The sequence below is a fragment of the Amycolatopsis echigonensis genome (assembly GCF_014174495.1).
Lineage (GTDB): Bacteria > Actinomycetota > Actinomycetes > Mycobacteriales > Pseudonocardiaceae > Amycolatopsis > Amycolatopsis echigonensis.
Genome location: NZ_JACJHR010000031.1, coordinates 85903 through 101479, shown reverse-complemented (window position 1 = coordinate 101479; position 15577 = coordinate 85903). Strand labels below are relative to the sequence as shown.

The following is a 15577-nucleotide window of genomic DNA, read 5'->3' as shown; positions in this document are numbered from 1 at the left end:
GCCGGAGTGCTGGCCGCGTTCGCGACGTTCGCGGTCGGGTTCGCCGGACGCCCGGTGGGTGCGGCGCTCTTCGGGCACATCGGCGATCGGTTCGGGCGCAAGCCCGCGCTCGTCGCCTCGACGCTGTCGATGGCCGTGGCGACCACTTTGGTCGGGTTGCTGCCGACGTTCTCCTCGATCGGTGCGCTGGCCCCGGTGCTGCTGGTGATCCTGCGCGTCGGGCAGGGGATCGCGGTCGGCGGGGTCTGGGGCGGGTCGACCCTGCTCGCCGTCGAGCACGCTCCGCCGAACCGCCGGGGCCTGCACGGTTCGCTGCCGCAGCTGGGCGTTTTCGCCGGGATGGTGCTCGGCACCCTCGTCTTCGTCGTGCTGTCCGCCGTTCTCGTGGCGGACCAGTTCTCCGCGTGGGGCTGGCGGATCCCGTTCCTGCTCGGGATCCTGATGATCCCGGTCGTGTTCTACATCCACCGCTACCTCGAGGATTCCCCGGAGTTCCGCGTGGTGGAGGAGAAGCTCGCCGCCGCGCCGAAACGCTCGTCGGTGGTGCAGGTGCTGCGCCGGCCGAGGAACCTGCTGCTGGTCGTGTTCATCTTCCTGCCCGCGACGATCATGTTCTACGCGACCGCGACCGGTCTGCTGGACTACGGCGTGCGGGACCTGAAGATCGCGAAGGGCACGATGCTCACCGCGGTGATGTTCTCGATGATCGCGACCGGTGTGAGCACTGTCCTCTGTGGATGGCTGTCGGACAAGCTCGGGAGGCGTCCGGTGTACGCGGGCGGCGTGGTGCTCGCCGGCGTGTGGGGCTTCGCGCTTTTCCCGCTGGCCGAAACCCGGAACTTCTGGGCGATCCTGCTGGCGATCGTGGTCGGGCAGATCTCGGTCGGCGCGATGTTCGGGCCTGGCGTCACGATGTTCGCGGAGATGTTCCCGCCGTCGGTCCGGTTCTCCGGCGCGTCGATGGGCTACCAGCTGGCCAACATCATCGGCGGGGGACTGGCCCCGTTCGTGATGGCGGCGCTCATCGCCGCGACGCACACGACCGTGTACGTGTCGGTCTACATTCTGGCGGCCTGCCTGGTCAGCCTGGTCCCGCTCGCGCTGCTGGGCCGCCGGGTCTTGACTCCAGCCATGACCGAAGAATAATATAAAATATTATCAACCTGAGGAGGAGGTGCGCGATGGCGCCTCGAACGGATTCCGAGCTGAGCTGCCGGGCACTGGCCCTCCTCCGTGTCGTGGCCGCCGGGAGAGCGGAGATCACCTGCAGCAGCGAGCCCGACATGTTCGTTGACGGCGTGCCGTGCTGCGACCAGTACACCGCGCACGCGCTCGCCCGCCGGGGTCTGGTCGTCCAGACCGGACCGGCGGAGCTGGGAAAGCGGGTTCGCGCGCGCCTCACCCCGGCTGGGGTCGCGGCACTGGGAGTTGTCGGAGAGGCGGCCTGAAAGAGCAACGGGCGGTGCGACGGCCGAGGAGACTGCCGCACCGCCCGTGACCATGTGCTCGTCGGGCTGAGCCGGGGAGGTCTGCCGATTCAGCACACCTCCTGTCCACTGTGCACAGCGGAGGGACCGCTCGCGAGGAGCGTCGTTCCGAACGAACAAGGAGTGAGCTGATGGTTTCCGCCGCAGTCCCGGCTTTCGGGGACCGCAATCTGTTTTTCGCGTGGAGCACCTACACGACCGACTACGGCACCTACGCGAAGTGGTACGACGAGGAGCACATCCCGCAGGTGATGGACGCGCCCGGGATGGTCGGCGCGCAGCGGTTCCTCATCGCGGACACCAAGCCGCTGCCGGGCGTGCGTTCGCTGGACTTCGGGCACCTCGCGCTGTACGAAATGGACGGAAGCGCACAGGGTTTCCGCGACGAGGTCAAGCGGAAGCTGATCTCCGGGGAAATGGTGCTGCCGGACTACATGGTGCAGCCGTTCCAGGCGTTGTTCGCCAAGCCGGTCAGCGAGCCGTTCCACTCGGATCTCTTCGCGGACGTGGAAAACCTGGACAACCGGCACTTGTTCTTCGCGTGGAGCCGCCACACGGGAGACGACGCGACGTTCGCGAAATGGTACGACGAGGAACACATCCCGCAGATCATGTCGGCACCGGGAATGCTCCGCGCGCAACGGTTCGAGGTCTCCGACGTGAAGCCGCTGCCGGGGGTGAAGCCAGTCGACGAGGGACATCTGGCGATTTACGAAATCGACGGCGACCTCGAAGGCTTCCGCGCGGAAGTCAAGCGGCAGCTGATTTCCGGCGAGATGGTGCTGCCGGACTTCATGATCCCGCCGTTCGGAACCATGTTCCTCAGGCCCGCCAGCCCGTTCTTCCTCTCGGATCGCGGGGCGTGATGCGCGAGGTCGAGATCGCCGGTGTCACCGTGCCGCACCTCGACTCGGTCTACGTGGCCGGGGAATGGGTGCCAGCGACCGGAGCCGCGTACGAGGTCGTCTCGCCGTCGACCGAGAAGACCGTCGCCGAGGTGACGCTGCCGTCGGCGAAGGAGGCGGACGCGGCGCTCGCGGCGGCGACGGACACGGAGTGGGGACGGCTGCCGGTCGAGCAGCGGGTCGAGATCTGCGCGCGGTTCTGTACGGCGCTGGAGGCCCGGTTCCCGGACCTGGGCACGGTCTGGGCGGCGGAAGCGGGCATGCCGGTGCGCTACAGCGCGACGCTGCACAAGTATGGCGCGGCGGGTGCGTGGAACTCCGCGCTGGAATGCGCAGTGGACGCGCTGCGCGACGACCGCCGCAGTTCGCTGCTCGGTGACGTCGTGGTGCGTCGTGAACCGGCCGGGGTCGTGGTCGCCATCCTGGCCTACAACGGCCCCGTGGTCACGATGGCCACGAAGGTCGTCCCGGCCCTGCTCGCGGGCTGCCCGGTCGTGGTGAAGGCAGCGCCCGAGTCGCAACTGATCATGCGGCTGGTTGCCCAATCCGCCGCGACGGCGGGCTTCCCGGCCGGTGCGTTGAGCATCCTGTGCAGCGATGTGGAGGTGGCACGGCAGCTGACGGCGGACCGGCGCGCCGACCTCGTCTCGCTGACCGGCGGCCGGGTCGCCGCGCAGCACATCATCGACGCGACGCGGGAGCGGTTCGCCCGCACGCACCTCGAACTCGGCGGCAAGTCCCCGGCGCTGATCCTCGACGACGCCCCTCTCGACCGGGTGCTGAAGTCGCTGGTTCCCGGGGCGACCGGCGGTGCTGGGCAGGTGTGCGCCGCGCTGTCCCGGGTGCTGATTTCGCAGCGGCGCCACGACGAGCTGGTCGACCGGCTCCGCACGGCTTGGCAGGGACTGCGGATCGGCGACCCGTTCGACCGGGAGACGCAGATCGGCCCGGTGGTGAACTCCGCCGCGCTGCGCCGGACCGAAGGCTTCGTGGACCGTGCGCTCGCCGCCGGAGGAGAACTCGTCGCCGGAGGCAGGCGGCCGGAAGGATTCTCCGCAGGTTACTACTACGAGCCGACGCTGATCACCGGTGTCGCCCGGGACGCGGATCTGGCGCGGAACGAGGTGTTCGGCCCGGTCACGGTCGTGCAGACCTACGAAGACTTCGCCGACGGCCTGCGACTGGCCAACGACACGAGCTTCGGCCTCGCCGCGAGCGTCTACACCACCGACCGCGCCGTCGCGTGGGAGGCCGCGTCCGCCATCTCCGCGGGCTCGGTCGCGATCAACACGTTCGGTCCCGCGGTGAGCGCCCCGTTCGGCGGGGTGAAGGGCTCGGGCTGGGGCCGCGAGTCGGGGCCGGAAGGCATCCACGAGTTCACCGAGCTGAAGCAGATCGTCGTCGGACCGGGCGTGTAGAGACAGGAGAGCGGGCCATGACGTTCACCAGACTGCTCGATGCGGTAGCCGACCAGCTCCCGCCGCCGGGCGGAGACCGGATCGCGGTGAGTTTCGACGGCCTCGAACGGCTGACCTATCCGGAGCTGCGGGACAAATCGCTGCGCTACGCGACGGCGTTGCGGGAACTCGGTCTCGGCAAGGGCGACCGGCTTGGCCTGATGCTCTTCAACGACTCCGAGTACCTGCCGCTGTGCTTCGCCGCGATGCGCCTCGGCGTGGTCGCGGTCCGGCTCAACTTCCGGCTCGCGCCGGCCGAGCTGAAGTTCATCCTCGCCGATTCGGGCAGCAAAGCGGCGATCGTGCACAGCAGCCTGCTCGACCGGGTCGAACCGGTGCGCGCGGAGACCGGGGTCGAGAGGTTCATCGTCCGCCCGGATTCCGCCGATCCGATCCCGGAATGGGCGCTTCCGTTCGACGTGCTGCTCGGCCGCGAGCCGCTGGCCGACGCGCCGGAGGTGACCGACGGGGACCCGATGTCACTGCTCTACACCTCGGGCACCACGGGCTTGCCCAAAGGCGCGGTGTGGACCCACGCCAACACGGTCAGCACCGCCGTAGCGCAGGCGCTGCGCTGGCGGTTCTCGCCGGAGACCGTCGCGCTGGTGCCGGGCCCGCTCCACCACGCGGGCGGCTTCGAGGCGGTGACCGCGCCGGCGTTTCTGGTGCACGGCACCGTCGTGTGCCTGCGGTCCGGGAACTTCACCGTCGACCGGCTGCTCGAGGTCCTCGAAACCGAGGAGGTGACCGACTGCCTGCTGTTCTCCTTCATGCTGCACGACCTCCTGCGCGTGGACGGCATCGAAGACCGGCTGCCGAAATCGGTCACGCATTTCATCATCGGCGGCGACACGATGATGCCGTGGGTGGTCGAGGAAGTGCGGCAGAAGCTTCCGTGGGTGCGGCTGACCCAGGTCTACGGCCTCACCGAGGGCGGCGCGATCGCGACGACCCTGGACGACGGGGACTTCGACGCCCAGCCGAAAAGCGTCGGCCGTCCGGTGCCGCTCACCGAGGTCCGGGTCGCCGGTCTGGGACTCGAACCGGCCCCTCCCGGCGAAGTCGGCGAGATCCTGGTGCGCGGGCCTTCGGTGTGCGGCGGGTACTGGAACCGGCCGGACGCGAACCGGGACACCTTTGTGGACGGTTGGTGCCGCACCGGGGATCTGGGCTTCGTCAACCCGGACGGTTTCCTCGTGCTCGCCGGCCGGGCGAAGGACATGATCCGCAGCGGCGGGGAGAACGTCTACCCGGCCGAGATCGAGCGGGTGCTGACGCAGCATCCGGCGGTGCTGGACGCGGCTGTCGTCGCGGTGCCGGATCCGAAGTACCTCGAAGCCGGCTGCGCGGTCCTGGTGCTCGCCGAGGGAACGAAACTCGACGACGCGGAGTTGCGGGCGTACTGCCGGGAGAATCTGGCGTCCTACAAAGTGCCCCGGTATTTCGTCGCGCAGCCGGAATTGCCGCGCAACGCGTCCGGGAAGATCCTCAAGTTCAAGCTGCGCGAAAAGTACGGAAAGCTCGGCACCCCCACGGATTCCGGCGTGACGCGCCCGGGAGAGGACGGCACGCGATGAACCACCCGGTCCGGCGGCGCAAGCCCGAGCTGGCGCTGGTGACAGGTGCGGCGGGCGGCGTCGGCTCGGCCACCGCGCGGCGGCTGGTCGAGGACGGCGCGAAAGTCGCTCTCACCGACCTGAACGCCGAACGGCTCAAGGAACTCGCCCACGAACTCGGCGCGGTCGCCCTGCCCGCCGACGGCACCGACCGCGCGGCGATCCACGACGTGGTCGAGCAGGCCGTCGCCCAGCTGGGCGGCCTCGACACCGTGATCGCCGCCCAGGGCGCGGCGGTGTCGGGCACCGCGCGGCCCGCGCACGTGGAGGCGTACCAGCGTGCGCTGGACGTGAACCTGCACGGTTCGTACTACCTGGCCGGGGAAGTGCTGCCGCATCTGGTGGAGCGGCAGGGCTCGCTGGTGCTGTTCGCATCGACCGCCGGGTTGATCGCCGGTCCGCCCGGAACCGTCGGGTACACCGCGGCCAAGGCGGGAATCATCGGCATCACCCGCTGGCTCGCGCGGGACTACGGGCCAAAGGGCGTCCGGGTGAACGCGGTCTGCCCGGGCTGGATCCGCACCCCGCTCGGCGAGGGTGCGATGGCCTACCTGGCGAAGCGCGAGGGCATCACGCTCGACGAGGCGTACGCGCTGACCACGAAGCATGTGCCGCTCCGCCGGGCCGCGGAACCGGAGGAGATCGCGTCCGTGTGCGCGTTCCTCGCCTCAGGCGACGCTTCGATGGTGACCGGCCACGTCCTGGTCGCGGACGGCGGCGGCGCGGCGGTGGACTCGTCCACTTTGGTCTTCGACGAGCCGTGAACCGGGTCGCGAGGGAGGGAGGGGACTGCCAGCACCTCCCACCGTCGCCCGCGGGCGCTTAGCGTACGGAGGGGAACTGCCCCGCGTTTCGTCCCGAAGGAGCTCGCCATGCCGCTCGACCCCGAAACCCGCGACCGGATCGGCACCGCTTCGGAGATTCACATCAGCAGCTACCGTCGCGACGGTTCACTCCGGCGGTGGACCCCGATCTGGGTGGTTCAGGTCGGCGACGATCTCTACATCCGCTCGGCGTACGGCACCGAGGGCGGCTGGTACCGCTGGGCCACCGCCGAGCAGCTCGCCCGGGTGCGTGTGGACGGCTTCGAGACCGACGTGGCTCTGCGCCCAGCCGCGGACGCCGACACGAACGCCGCCGTCGACGCCGCGTATACAGAGAAGTACCGCAGCCAGCCGAGCGCCCTGGCACCGATGGTCGCGGAGACCGCCGCCGCCACGACGACCCGGCTGGAGCCAGCGCCCGCCTGACTCATTCGACCCAGGTCACCACTTCGTCCAGCCCGGCCCGGGCGGTGCGGTAGCTGTTCGTCGGATGGGCCTCGTCGGCGTAGCCGAACGAAATCCCGAGCAGGATCTTCCGGTCTTCCGGGATCTCGAAGTGCTTGCGGATCAACGTCGCGTGCCCGGCGAGCGCGGCCTGCGGGATCGCGCCCAGCCCCAGGCTCCGCGCCGCCAGCAGGAAAGTCCCCACGTACAGTCCGCTGTCGACCGCGCCGTATAGGTCGTGCACCGCGTCGGTCGTGATGATCGCGACGTGCGGGGCGCCGAAGAAACGGAAGTTCTCGAACGCCTGCCGCGCGGACGCTTCCCGGTCGCCGCGTTCGATGCCGACGGCCTCGTACAACTGCCAGCCGCTCGCGCGACGGCGATCTCGATAGACGCCGCGGTACTCGGCGGGCGGGGCGAAATCGAACTCCGCCGGGTGGTCGCGCGCCCACTCGGTCATCGCCTCGCGGAAGCGCTCGGTACCGGCTCCGCTGGTGACGATCACCTGCCAGGGCTGGGTGTTGCACCAGGACGCGGTCCGCTGCGCGAGGGTCAGCAGCCGTTCGATGACCGGCTTCGGCACCTGGCGGTCCTGGTAGGCGCGGCAGCTCCACCGGGTGGCGAGCAGGTCTTCGAGGGCTTCGTCGGGGGTCATGCCATAAGTATAAAATATATTGAAGGAGCCGTGAGGCTCAGTTTCGCAGCCAGTACGCCACCGCCTCCGCGCGGTTCGCCGCGTCGAGCTTGCGCAGGATGTGCGTGATGTGCGTCTTCACCGTGCCTTCGGAGATCGAGAGCTTCCGCGCGATGGCCCGGTTCGCGTCGCCGCGGGCCATCAGCTCGATCACCTCCACCTCGCGGGCCGACAGCAGCGGATGCCGCGGCAGGGCAGCAGGCTCGGGCGGGGGAGCGATGCGCACGTCGGCGGCGAGCCTGGTCATTCCCTCCTGCAGCGAAGCCAGTCCTTCGAGGACGGACACCCGGGCCAGTGTCTCGCTCACGCCCTCGGCGTAGAGGTTCAGCACGGCGCGGTCGGTGGCGTCGACTTCGCGGCGGGGCGAGTAGTAGCTGTCCGCGTGCAGCAGCCCGACGACTTTCCCGTACGCCTGCAACGGCGCGATGGCGTAGGACGTGCAGCCGGACATCGAGACGAGCTGCCGGTTCACGCGGGGGTTCTCCTGCACGTCGTACACCAAGCCCGCGCGCGCCTGCCGCACCACGTCGGATTCGACCAGCGAGCCGTCCAGCCGCGGCGGGGCTTCGCGTCCGGCGGCGAGCATTTCCTCGGCCAGCCGGGGATCCTGCTCGATCACCATCTTCCGCAGCACCCAGGTCGCATCGTCCACGGTGGAGACGAGCACGCGGTCGAACCCGAGCGTGCAAGCCTCCTCGGCGGCGCGGGAGAGGAGTTCCTCGGCGGTCGACGAGGTGTGCAGCCGGGTCAGCGCGCGGCGGACCCGGCGCATCGTCGAGACCCCGTCGGCGACCCTGGCATCGTCCACTCGCGACTCCAGCTCGCGGACCCTGGCCAGCAGTTCGGTGAGCCGGGGCAGGCGCTCCGGCCCGGGGGCCGCGCCGAGCTGCGCCATGGTGGCGTCCCAGACCTGTCCGAGCAGGCGTTTCGCCGGCAGCACCTCGGCGCAGCGGCCTACCGGCAGCAGCCGGTCGAGAACGGAACTCGCGTGCAGCCCCAGCTCGCGGACCTGATCGGCCAGATCCGCGCTCAGCCGGACGCTGTCGAGCCGCGGGAAACCTGTCGCGCTCATGGGCAGCCCCTCGGGAAAATTTCCCAGAGGAAATTTTGCACATTATATACCGGAGGTACCTGCCGGGCCACTCCTCGCATCGGCCGTTCGGGGTAGCGGAATACGACCGGCGGCAGATGCGGCGGCCGGGTGACGGCCGACACACTGGCCGCGCTGTCCCACCCATCGAACCGGGAATCCCATGACTACCGCAACAGTGGCAACGAAGCCACGCGTGTCCCTCCGGGCACGCCTCGGCGGCTTCGACCAGACCTACCTGGTCCTCGTCATCACGGTGCTGCTCGCCCTCGCGGCCGGGGCCACGACGACGAATTTCCTCACCGCAGGCAATTTCGGCAGCATCCTCAACCTGTCCGCCGCGTTCGGCATCCTCGCGATCGGCGAGGCGATCGTCATCCTCGGGAAGGGGCTGGACCTGTCGGTGGCCGGCATCGGGCTCGGCTGCGCGCAGGCGACGCTCGCGTTCATCAGCGAAGGCATGCCGGAATGGCAGGCGATCGCGCTGATGGCCGGTCTCGCGCTGGCGATCGGGCTGGTCAACGGCATTCTCGTCGCCGTCTTCGAGGTGCCGGCGCTGTTCGTGACGCTCGCGACCGGCATGCTGGCGATCGGCGGGATCGACATCCTCTTCCTCAGCCAGAACGTCTACGGGGTGCCCGCCGGGTCGTTCCTGTCGCAGCTGAGCGGCGGCGGGGTGCTCGGCGTGCCGAGGCCGGTGCTCATCGCCGGCGGCGCGTTCCTGCTCGCCTGGCTGTTCATCGCCTACACCTCGCCCGGGCGGCTGATCCGCGCGATGGGCGACAATTTCGAGACCGCCCGGTCGACCGGCGCGCCGGTGCGGCCGCTGCAGATCCTCACCTACGTGCTGTCCGCGCTGCTCGCCGCGGTGGCCGGTTTCGTGACGGTCTCGATCCAGGGCAGCGTGCAGACGACGGTGACGTCGTTCGACCCGATCCTGTTCACCGCGCTGACGGTGGTGGTGATCGGCGGGGTCTCGCTGTCCGGCGGGCGCGGCACGATCCTGGGCGTCCTCGCCGGAGCCCTGTTCGTCGGCGTGCTCAACAACCTGCTGGTGCTGCACGGGCTGAGCACCGCCGTGCAGGACCTCATCCGCGGCGCGGTGCTGGCCGCCGCGATCGCCTTCGACGCGTGGCTGCATCCGCGCAACGAGGAAACCGAGAAATCCGGGGAACTGTGACCGGCAACGACGCCGGGGAACGGAAGTAGAAGCGCATGAAGATCACCAGGAAGCTGTTGGTGCTGGCCGCCGCGGCGGCGCTGGCCGGGGCCGGCCTGTCCGCCTGCTCGGTCGGGGGCGGGTCCTCGGACTCGGCCGGTGCCGCGACGAATGCGGTGTTCAGCGGCAACGAGCAGCTGATGCCCATGCGGCAGAAGTCGCACGACGCGTTGAAGGGCAAGAAGATCGCCTTCGTCCCGATTCTCTACAAGGGCTACAAGCTCACCGAGAACTGGGGCACCACCATGCAGCGCACCTTCGAGAACCTGGGCGCGGACTTCCAGGTCTACGACTCGAACTTCAGCAGCGACCGGATGATCAGCACGATCAACGACCTCATCGCGCGCAAGGCCGCCGACGTGCTCGTGCTGCAGAACCAGGACCTCGGCCTGCTGGACAACGCGGTGGACCGCGCGCAGAAGGCCGGCATCTACACCGTCATGCTGAACATGCCCTCCACCCGGCTCGGCGACGCGTTCGTCGGCGTCGACGTCTACGGCGCGGCCCAGTCGATCGCCAAGCGCGCGGTCTCCGACTGCAACTCCCGCAACGCCCCGAAGACGATCTCCATCATCGACGGCCCCGGCAACGACCCGGCCTCGATCCTGTGGGACCAGGGCATCAAGGACGTCGTGGAGAAGGAGGGCTACAAGACCCTCGTCGCGCACTCGCAGTTCCAGAACGCGCAGGCGCAGGCGGCCGCGGAATCGGTGCTGCAACAGCAGCAGGGCAAGGTGTGCGGCTTCATGGTCACCTTCGACCTGAACTCGGTCACCGTCGGGCAGACCGTCAAGGCCGCCGAGGGCCGCGGCCAGGTGGCGCCGGGTTCGGTCGGCGTCTACACGCTCGACGCGGACAAGGACTGGTGCAACGCGCTCAAGCAGGGCGTGGTGACCGCTTCGGCCGCCTACGACGTGCAGGGCATCGGCGCCGCCGGTGCGGTCGCGGTGCAGAACCTGCTCACCAACGGGGTGAAGCCGGGTGCTTCGCATTCGGTCGCTTACGTGTCGAGCACGGTCGTGGACAAGTCGAACATCGACCAGACGACCATCGCCTGCTACCAGAGCAAGTGAGCGAGGACGAGTCCTGATGACAACGTCGTCTCCGAGGCGCCGCAGCGGTTTCCGTCCGCTGCGGCGCGGGCTGGACGCCTTCGGCATGACCGGCGGCCGGCCCTCGGAAAGAATCGCCCGCTACCGCACCGTCTCGGACCTGTTCGAGAAGCGGTGGATGGAAGGCGCGGTGCCGCTGGTGCTGGCGCTCGTGCTGTGCGTGTACGTGATCGCCACGACCAACGTCGGGCCCGCGAACGCGCCGCTGGTGCTCGACGAGGTGTCCGAGTACGGCCTGCTCGCGATCGGGCTGACCGTGGTGCTGGTCGGCGGCGGCATCGACCTGTCGGTCGGGTCGATCGTCGGGTTCTGCGGGCTGGGCGCGATGGTCGCGGACCGGGTGTGGCTGTGGCCGACGGCCCTCGTTATCCCCGCCGCGATCGTCGCGGGCGCGGTGCTCGGGGCGGTGAACGGGTACCTGATCGCGATCCTGCGGATGCGCCCGTTCATCACCACCTTGGTCACGCTGATCGCCTTCGGCGGCGCGGCTTCGGTGCTGCAGAACGCGAACAGCACGCGCATCGGCGTCACGAAGCCGTCGCTGGTGTGGGATTTCTTCAACGACGGCCGGATCCTGGGCATCCCGACCGCGTGGTTCCTCTTCGCGGTGGTGCTGATCGTGGTGCATCTGGCGCTCACGCGGTCCCGCTGGGGCTGGTGGGTCACCGCGACCGGCTCGGACCGGCGTTCCGCGCGGCGCAACGGCATCCCGGTCACCGCCGTGACCTTCTGGACCTACGTGCTGTCCGGCGCGCTCTCCGGAACGGCCGCGATCCTCACCTCGGCGCGGCTGGCCCGGACTGACCCGAACGTCGGCAACAGCTGGGAGATCATCGCGCTGACCGCGGTGGTGCTCGGCGGCGTCAGCATCAAGGGCGGCCGAGGTTCGGTGCTGCGCGCGGCGGTCGGTGTGGCAGTGGTGACGATCATCGAGCAGGCGACCGTCTCGGACGGCGCGCAGGGCTCGTACTACACCGTCATCCTCGCCGCGGTGCTGCTCGTGTTCACCGTGCTGGACCTCAAATGGGGCAAGTACCGGCAGCGTGCGGTGGAGAAGCTGAAGATCGACCCGGCGAGGTTGCGGCTCGGTCCGCTGGTCGACGTCACGAAGCCGGGCACGGTCTGGTCGCTCAACCGCAGGCTCACCGACGCGCCTCCGGTCGGGCTCGGCAAGATCCGCGGCGCGGAGGACTGCGCGGTGGACGGCGAGGGCAACGTGTACTGCGGCGATCAGCGCGGCTGGGTGTGGCGCTTTCGCGGACTGGACGACACCGAGGGCGAGATCTTCTCGCGCACCGGCGGATTCCCGTGTGGACACGCGTGGGACGCCGAAGGACGGCTCGTCGTCGCGGTCGGCGGCATGGGCATCTACCGCATCGGCGCCGACGGCGAACCCGAACTGGTGGCGAACAAGGTCAAGCGCAGCCCGCTGTCGCTGATCGACGATTCGGGCCTGCGGGCGATCGACGACCTGGACATCGCGCCGGACGGCTCGATCTACGCCTCGGATTTCTCCACCCGCACGAACACCGCGGACTTCCTGCTGGAGCTGGTGGAATTCCGGCCCAACGGCCGGGTGATCCGGGTGACGCCCGACGGCAAGACCGAGGTCGTGGTGTCGAACTACGTGTTCCCGAACGGCATCTGCACCGCGCACGACGGCGAGTCGATCCTGATCGCCAGCACCGGGCTGTGCCGGGTGGACCGGCTCTGGATCGCCGGGGCGAAGAAGGGGCAGCTGGAACCGGTGCTGGAGAACCTGCCCGGTTATCCGGACAACATCAACCGGTCCTCCGACGGCAATTACTGGATGCCGTTGTGCGCGATGCGGACGCAGATGTCCGACCTGCTCGGCCGGTACCCGGCGGTGCGGCGGCGGATGACCCGCGAGGCGTCGGTGGACAACTGGGTCGTGCCGCAGCTGAACACCTCGTGCGCGATCAAGTTCAGCGACCGCGGCGAGATCCTCGCCGTGCTGTGGGACGAGACGATGGAGAACTACCCGATGGTGACCGCGGTGAAGGAACGCGACGGGCACCTGTACCTGTGCGGCGTCAGCAACAACCGGATCGGCCGGCTGGAGCTGGACCCGAGCGAGGTCGGCGACATCGACCCGGCCGCCGTGCCCGGGACCGCCGGGGTGCGCAAGGCCGCGGAGGCGTTGCGATGAGCCCGGTGCTGGACACGGTGAAGGAGTGGATCAACCCGAACTGGGGTCGCGCGCGGACGGTGCCGCCGATGGACACCGGACTGCGGCCGAACCTCCGCCTCGACGGAGCGACGGAACTGCTGCCCGCGGGCGAGTACGAGCCGGACGACGTGGTGGCGACCGCCGCAGGGCTGGTCTTCAGCAGCGGCAACGACGTCTACTCGGTGCGCGGCGGCGAGGTGACGCGGCTGGCCTCGCTCGGCAGTCCGGTGACGGCGCTGACCGCACGGGACGAGCAGGTCGTCGCGGCGGTCGAAGGACGGGGCTTGGTTTCCGTGTCGGAGTCCGGCGAAACCGAGGACTTGTGCACGGACGCGCCGGTCACCACATGCGTCACGGCGCTCGCGACGGACGGCTCCGCACTGCTGGCGACTGTCGGTTCGGCGAACGTGGCGGAGTGGTCGCGGGCGCTCGTCACCGGCGACCGGTCCGGACTGCTCGTGCGGGTGCACGGCGCACAGGCCGAGGTGGTCTCGGAACACCTCGCGTGGCCGTCCGGGGTCGGGGTCGCCGACGGTGAAGTGCTGCTGTCGCTGAGCCTGGACCACCGGGTCGAAGCGCGATCCGCGCCGGGCAAGCGAGGCCGCGTGCTGAGCTCGAACCTGCCCGTCTATCCGGGACGGGTGCACGTGCGCGACGACGGCTGGTGGTTCGCCGCGCCCTACATCCGCAACCGAGTCACCGAGCTGCTGCTCGACGAGCCCGCGCTGCTGGCCGAGATGACGGAGAAGATCAGCCCGGGCGAATGGTTCCTGCCGCGACTGCGCGCGGGCGACCCGTTCACCGACACGATGCAGATGGGCCAGCTGCGCGTGCTCGGCGTGGTCAAGAGCTGGGCACCGGCCCGGTCGTGCGGGCTGGTGTTCCGGATGGACCCGACCGGACGCGTCGCCGAGAGCGCGCACGCCCGGGTCGACAGCCCGCGGCACGGGGTCACGGGCCTGACTGTCCACAACGGACACGTGGTCGCGGCCGCGCGCGGCGGCCGGAACCTGCTGCGGCTGGAGGACGCATGAGCACAGAAGACCCGGTGCTGCGGCTGACGAACATCAGCAAGCGCTACAGCGGAACGTACGCGCTCGACGGCGTCGACTTCGACGTGCGGCCGGGCGAGATCCACGCACTCCTCGGCGAGAACGGTGCCGGGAAGTCCACCATGGTCAAGATCGTCTCCGGCGCGGTCGCGCACGATTCGGGCACGCTGGAGGTCGACGGGGTCGCGCGGGCGTTCACCACGCCGCGCGAATCGGTCGAGGCCGGCGTGGCGATGGTGTACCAGGAAGGCTCGCTGGTCGAGTCGATGACTGTCGCGCAGAACCTGTTCATGGGCGACGAGAAGGTGTTCAACAACCTCGGGTACCTGAACGTCGTAGCGCGCGAACTACTGGAATCGCACAACTTCCACATCCGCCCGGACGTCGCGGCGGGTGCGCTCGGCGTCGGCCAGAAGCAGATGGTGGAGATCGCCCGCGCGGTGCACCGCAACGCGAAGCTGGTGATCCTCGACGAGCCGACGTCGTCGGTGACCCCGGAGGAACGGCTTCAGCTGTTCCTGTCGATGCAGCAGCTGAAAAAGCGCGGCATCGGCGTCATTTTCATCACGCACATGCTGGACGAGGCGTTCGAGCAGGCCGACCGGATCACCGTGCTGCGCGACGGCGTGGTCCAGGGGACGCTGGCGAGGCCGGAGTTCAGCCGCGACCGCGTGGTGAAGATGATGGTCGGCCGCACCGTCGAGATGGGACGGGTCGAGCCGAACCGTGCGCCCGAGCCGACGCCCACGCTGCAGGTCGAGGACGTGACGCTGCTGCCGGTGGTGCGCAACATGGCGTTTTCCGCCTACGCCGGGGAAATCGTCGGCATCTACGGCCTGGTCGGCGCGGGGCGCAGCGAGACCGCGATGATCGTCAGCGGGATCATGAAACGTCGCAGGCTGCGCGGCGGACGGGTGCGGCTCAACGGGGAGCCGGTGCGGTTCCGCACGCCCCGGCAAGCCCGCAAGGCCGGGATCGTCTATATCACCGAAGATCGCAAGGCCTCCGGCTTCTTCAGCCATCTCACGATTGCCGACAACATCTACCTCGGGCACCTCTGCGGCGCGCGCCGGCTGCCGTTCCTGTTCCGGCCCGGTGCGCGCACATCGATCGCGAAACGGTTCGTCGAGCAGTTCCACGTCCGGACGCTGCAGCCGACCAAGGCGACCGTCGAGGAGCTGAGCGGCGGGAACCAGCAGAAGATCGTGCTGGCCAAGGGCCTGACCCGGAAACCGCTCGTGGCGATCATCGACGAGCCCACCCGGGGCGTGGACCTCGGCACGATCCCCGAGATCCACGCGATGATCCGGGCGCTGGCCGACGACGGGGTCGCGGTCGTGGTCATTTCCTCGTACCTGCCGGAGATCCAGGCGCTCTCCGACCGCGTGCTGGTGGCGCGCGCGGGCAGCATCGCCGCGGAGTTCTCGCCGGAGGAAGCCGACGAGGAAAGCCTGATGTTCGCTGCGGTGCACTGATCCGAAAAGGA

Annotated in this window: 14 protein-coding genes; 12 read left to right on the top strand and 2 right to left on the bottom strand. The window is 69.4% G+C overall.

From position 1 onward, the window contains the following. The 7 genes from H5411_RS22335 to H5411_RS22305 form a co-directional block, all read left to right on the top strand. Positions 1–1146 (top strand): MFS transporter (locus H5411_RS22335; protein ID WP_183124926.1); only part of this gene is annotated, 1146 nt, incomplete at its 5' end. A 35-nt stretch (positions 1147–1181) separates the two neighbouring features. Then, complete coding sequence (locus tag H5411_RS22330) at positions 1182–1448, top strand: hypothetical protein (RefSeq protein ID WP_101440008.1); 267 nt, start codon at positions 1182–1184, stop codon at positions 1446–1448. Between the two features lie 170 nt (positions 1449–1618). After that, positions 1619–2353, top strand: a complete 735-nt coding sequence (locus H5411_RS22325; protein ID WP_183124925.1) for a hypothetical protein — start codon at positions 1619–1621, stop codon at positions 2351–2353. After that, complete coding sequence (locus tag H5411_RS22320; protein ID WP_246369132.1) at positions 2353–3810, top strand: aldehyde dehydrogenase family protein; 1458 nt, start codon at positions 2353–2355, stop codon at positions 3808–3810. Before H5411_RS22325 ends, H5411_RS22320 begins: the two co-directional genes overlap by 1 nt. Positions 3811–3827: 17 nt before the next feature. After that, positions 3828–5426: a class I adenylate-forming enzyme family protein gene (locus tag H5411_RS22315; RefSeq protein ID WP_183124923.1), complete on the top strand. Its 1599-nt coding sequence runs from the start codon at positions 3828–3830 to the stop codon at positions 5424–5426. Continuing rightward, positions 5423–6229: an SDR family NAD(P)-dependent oxidoreductase gene (locus H5411_RS22310; protein WP_183124922.1), complete on the top strand. Its 807-nt coding sequence runs from the start codon at positions 5423–5425 to the stop codon at positions 6227–6229. The genes H5411_RS22315 and H5411_RS22310 overlap by 4 nt, the downstream gene beginning before the upstream one ends. A gap of 108 nt (positions 6230–6337) precedes the next feature. Beyond that, entirely contained in the window at positions 6338–6715 is a 378-nt protein-coding gene (locus tag H5411_RS22305) for a DUF2255 family protein (protein WP_183124921.1), read from the top strand. Position 6716: 1 nt separating this feature from the next. Here H5411_RS22305 and H5411_RS22300 read toward each other — a convergent pair whose 3' ends face one another. Together H5411_RS22300 and H5411_RS22295 are read right to left on the bottom strand one after the other, a co-directional pair. Then, positions 6717–7388 (bottom strand): nitroreductase, encoded by a 672-nt coding sequence (locus H5411_RS22300; protein WP_183124920.1) that lies wholly within the window; start codon positions 7386–7388, stop codon positions 6717–6719. A 37-nt stretch (positions 7389–7425) separates the two neighbouring features. Next, positions 7426–8499 (bottom strand): LuxR C-terminal-related transcriptional regulator, encoded by a 1074-nt coding sequence (locus tag H5411_RS22295; protein ID WP_183124919.1) that lies wholly within the window; start codon positions 8497–8499, stop codon positions 7426–7428. A gap of 214 nt (positions 8500–8713) precedes the next feature. Between H5411_RS22295 and H5411_RS22290 the strand changes: the two genes are divergently transcribed. Genes H5411_RS22290 through H5411_RS22270 form a run of 5 tightly spaced genes read left to right on the top strand, consistent with a single transcriptional unit; the run spans position 8714 to position 15566 of the window. Next, entirely contained in the window at positions 8714–9697 is a 984-nt protein-coding gene (locus H5411_RS22290; protein WP_183124918.1) for an ABC transporter permease, read from the top strand. Positions 9698–9732: 35 nt separating this feature from the next. Next, entirely contained in the window at positions 9733–10809 is a 1077-nt protein-coding gene (locus H5411_RS22285; protein ID WP_101440016.1) for a sugar ABC transporter substrate-binding protein, read from the top strand. 16 nt (positions 10810–10825) lie between these two features. Further along, on the top strand, positions 10826–13018 hold the full coding sequence (locus H5411_RS22280) for an ABC transporter permease (protein WP_183124917.1): 2193 nt from the start codon (positions 10826–10828) through the stop codon (positions 13016–13018). Further along, positions 13015–14073 (top strand): hypothetical protein, encoded by a 1059-nt coding sequence (locus tag H5411_RS22275; protein WP_183124916.1) that lies wholly within the window; start codon positions 13015–13017, stop codon positions 14071–14073. Before H5411_RS22280 ends, H5411_RS22275 begins: the two co-directional genes overlap by 4 nt. Then, a complete protein-coding gene (locus tag H5411_RS22270) occupies positions 14070–15566 on the top strand; it encodes a sugar ABC transporter ATP-binding protein (RefSeq protein WP_183124915.1) in 1497 nt (498 codons plus the stop codon). The genes H5411_RS22275 and H5411_RS22270 overlap by 4 nt, the downstream gene beginning before the upstream one ends. The last annotated feature ends 11 nt before the right edge of the window (positions 15567–15577 follow it).

Excerpts from the sequence above, each read along its gene's own strand:
- H5411_RS22330 (WP_101440008.1), top strand. The coding sequence starts at position 1,182 with ATGGCGCCTCGAACGGATTCCGAGCTGAGCTGCCGGGCACTGGCCCTC.
- H5411_RS22325 (WP_183124925.1), top strand. The coding sequence starts at position 1,619 with ATGGTTTCCGCCGCAGTCCCGGCTTTCGGGGACCGCAATCTGTTTTTC.
- H5411_RS22320 (WP_246369132.1), top strand. The coding sequence starts at position 2,353 with ATGCGCGAGGTCGAGATCGCCGGTGTCACCGTGCCGCACCTCGACTCG.
- H5411_RS22315 (WP_183124923.1), top strand. The coding sequence starts at position 3,828 with ATGACGTTCACCAGACTGCTCGATGCGGTAGCCGACCAGCTCCCGCCG.
- H5411_RS22310 (WP_183124922.1), top strand. The coding sequence starts at position 5,423 with ATGAACCACCCGGTCCGGCGGCGCAAGCCCGAGCTGGCGCTGGTGACA.
- H5411_RS22305 (WP_183124921.1), top strand. The coding sequence starts at position 6,338 with ATGCCGCTCGACCCCGAAACCCGCGACCGGATCGGCACCGCTTCGGAG.
- H5411_RS22300 (WP_183124920.1), bottom strand. The coding sequence starts at position 7,388 with ATGACCCCCGACGAAGCCCTCGAAGACCTGCTCGCCACCCGGTGGAGC.
- H5411_RS22295 (WP_183124919.1), bottom strand. The coding sequence starts at position 8,499 with ATGAGCGCGACAGGTTTCCCGCGGCTCGACAGCGTCCGGCTGAGCGCG.
- H5411_RS22285 (WP_101440016.1), top strand. The coding sequence starts at position 9,733 with ATGAAGATCACCAGGAAGCTGTTGGTGCTGGCCGCCGCGGCGGCGCTG.
- H5411_RS22280 (WP_183124917.1), top strand. The coding sequence starts at position 10,826 with ATGACAACGTCGTCTCCGAGGCGCCGCAGCGGTTTCCGTCCGCTGCGG.
- H5411_RS22275 (WP_183124916.1), top strand. The coding sequence starts at position 13,015 with ATGAGCCCGGTGCTGGACACGGTGAAGGAGTGGATCAACCCGAACTGG.
- H5411_RS22270 (WP_183124915.1), top strand. The coding sequence starts at position 14,070 with ATGAGCACAGAAGACCCGGTGCTGCGGCTGACGAACATCAGCAAGCGC.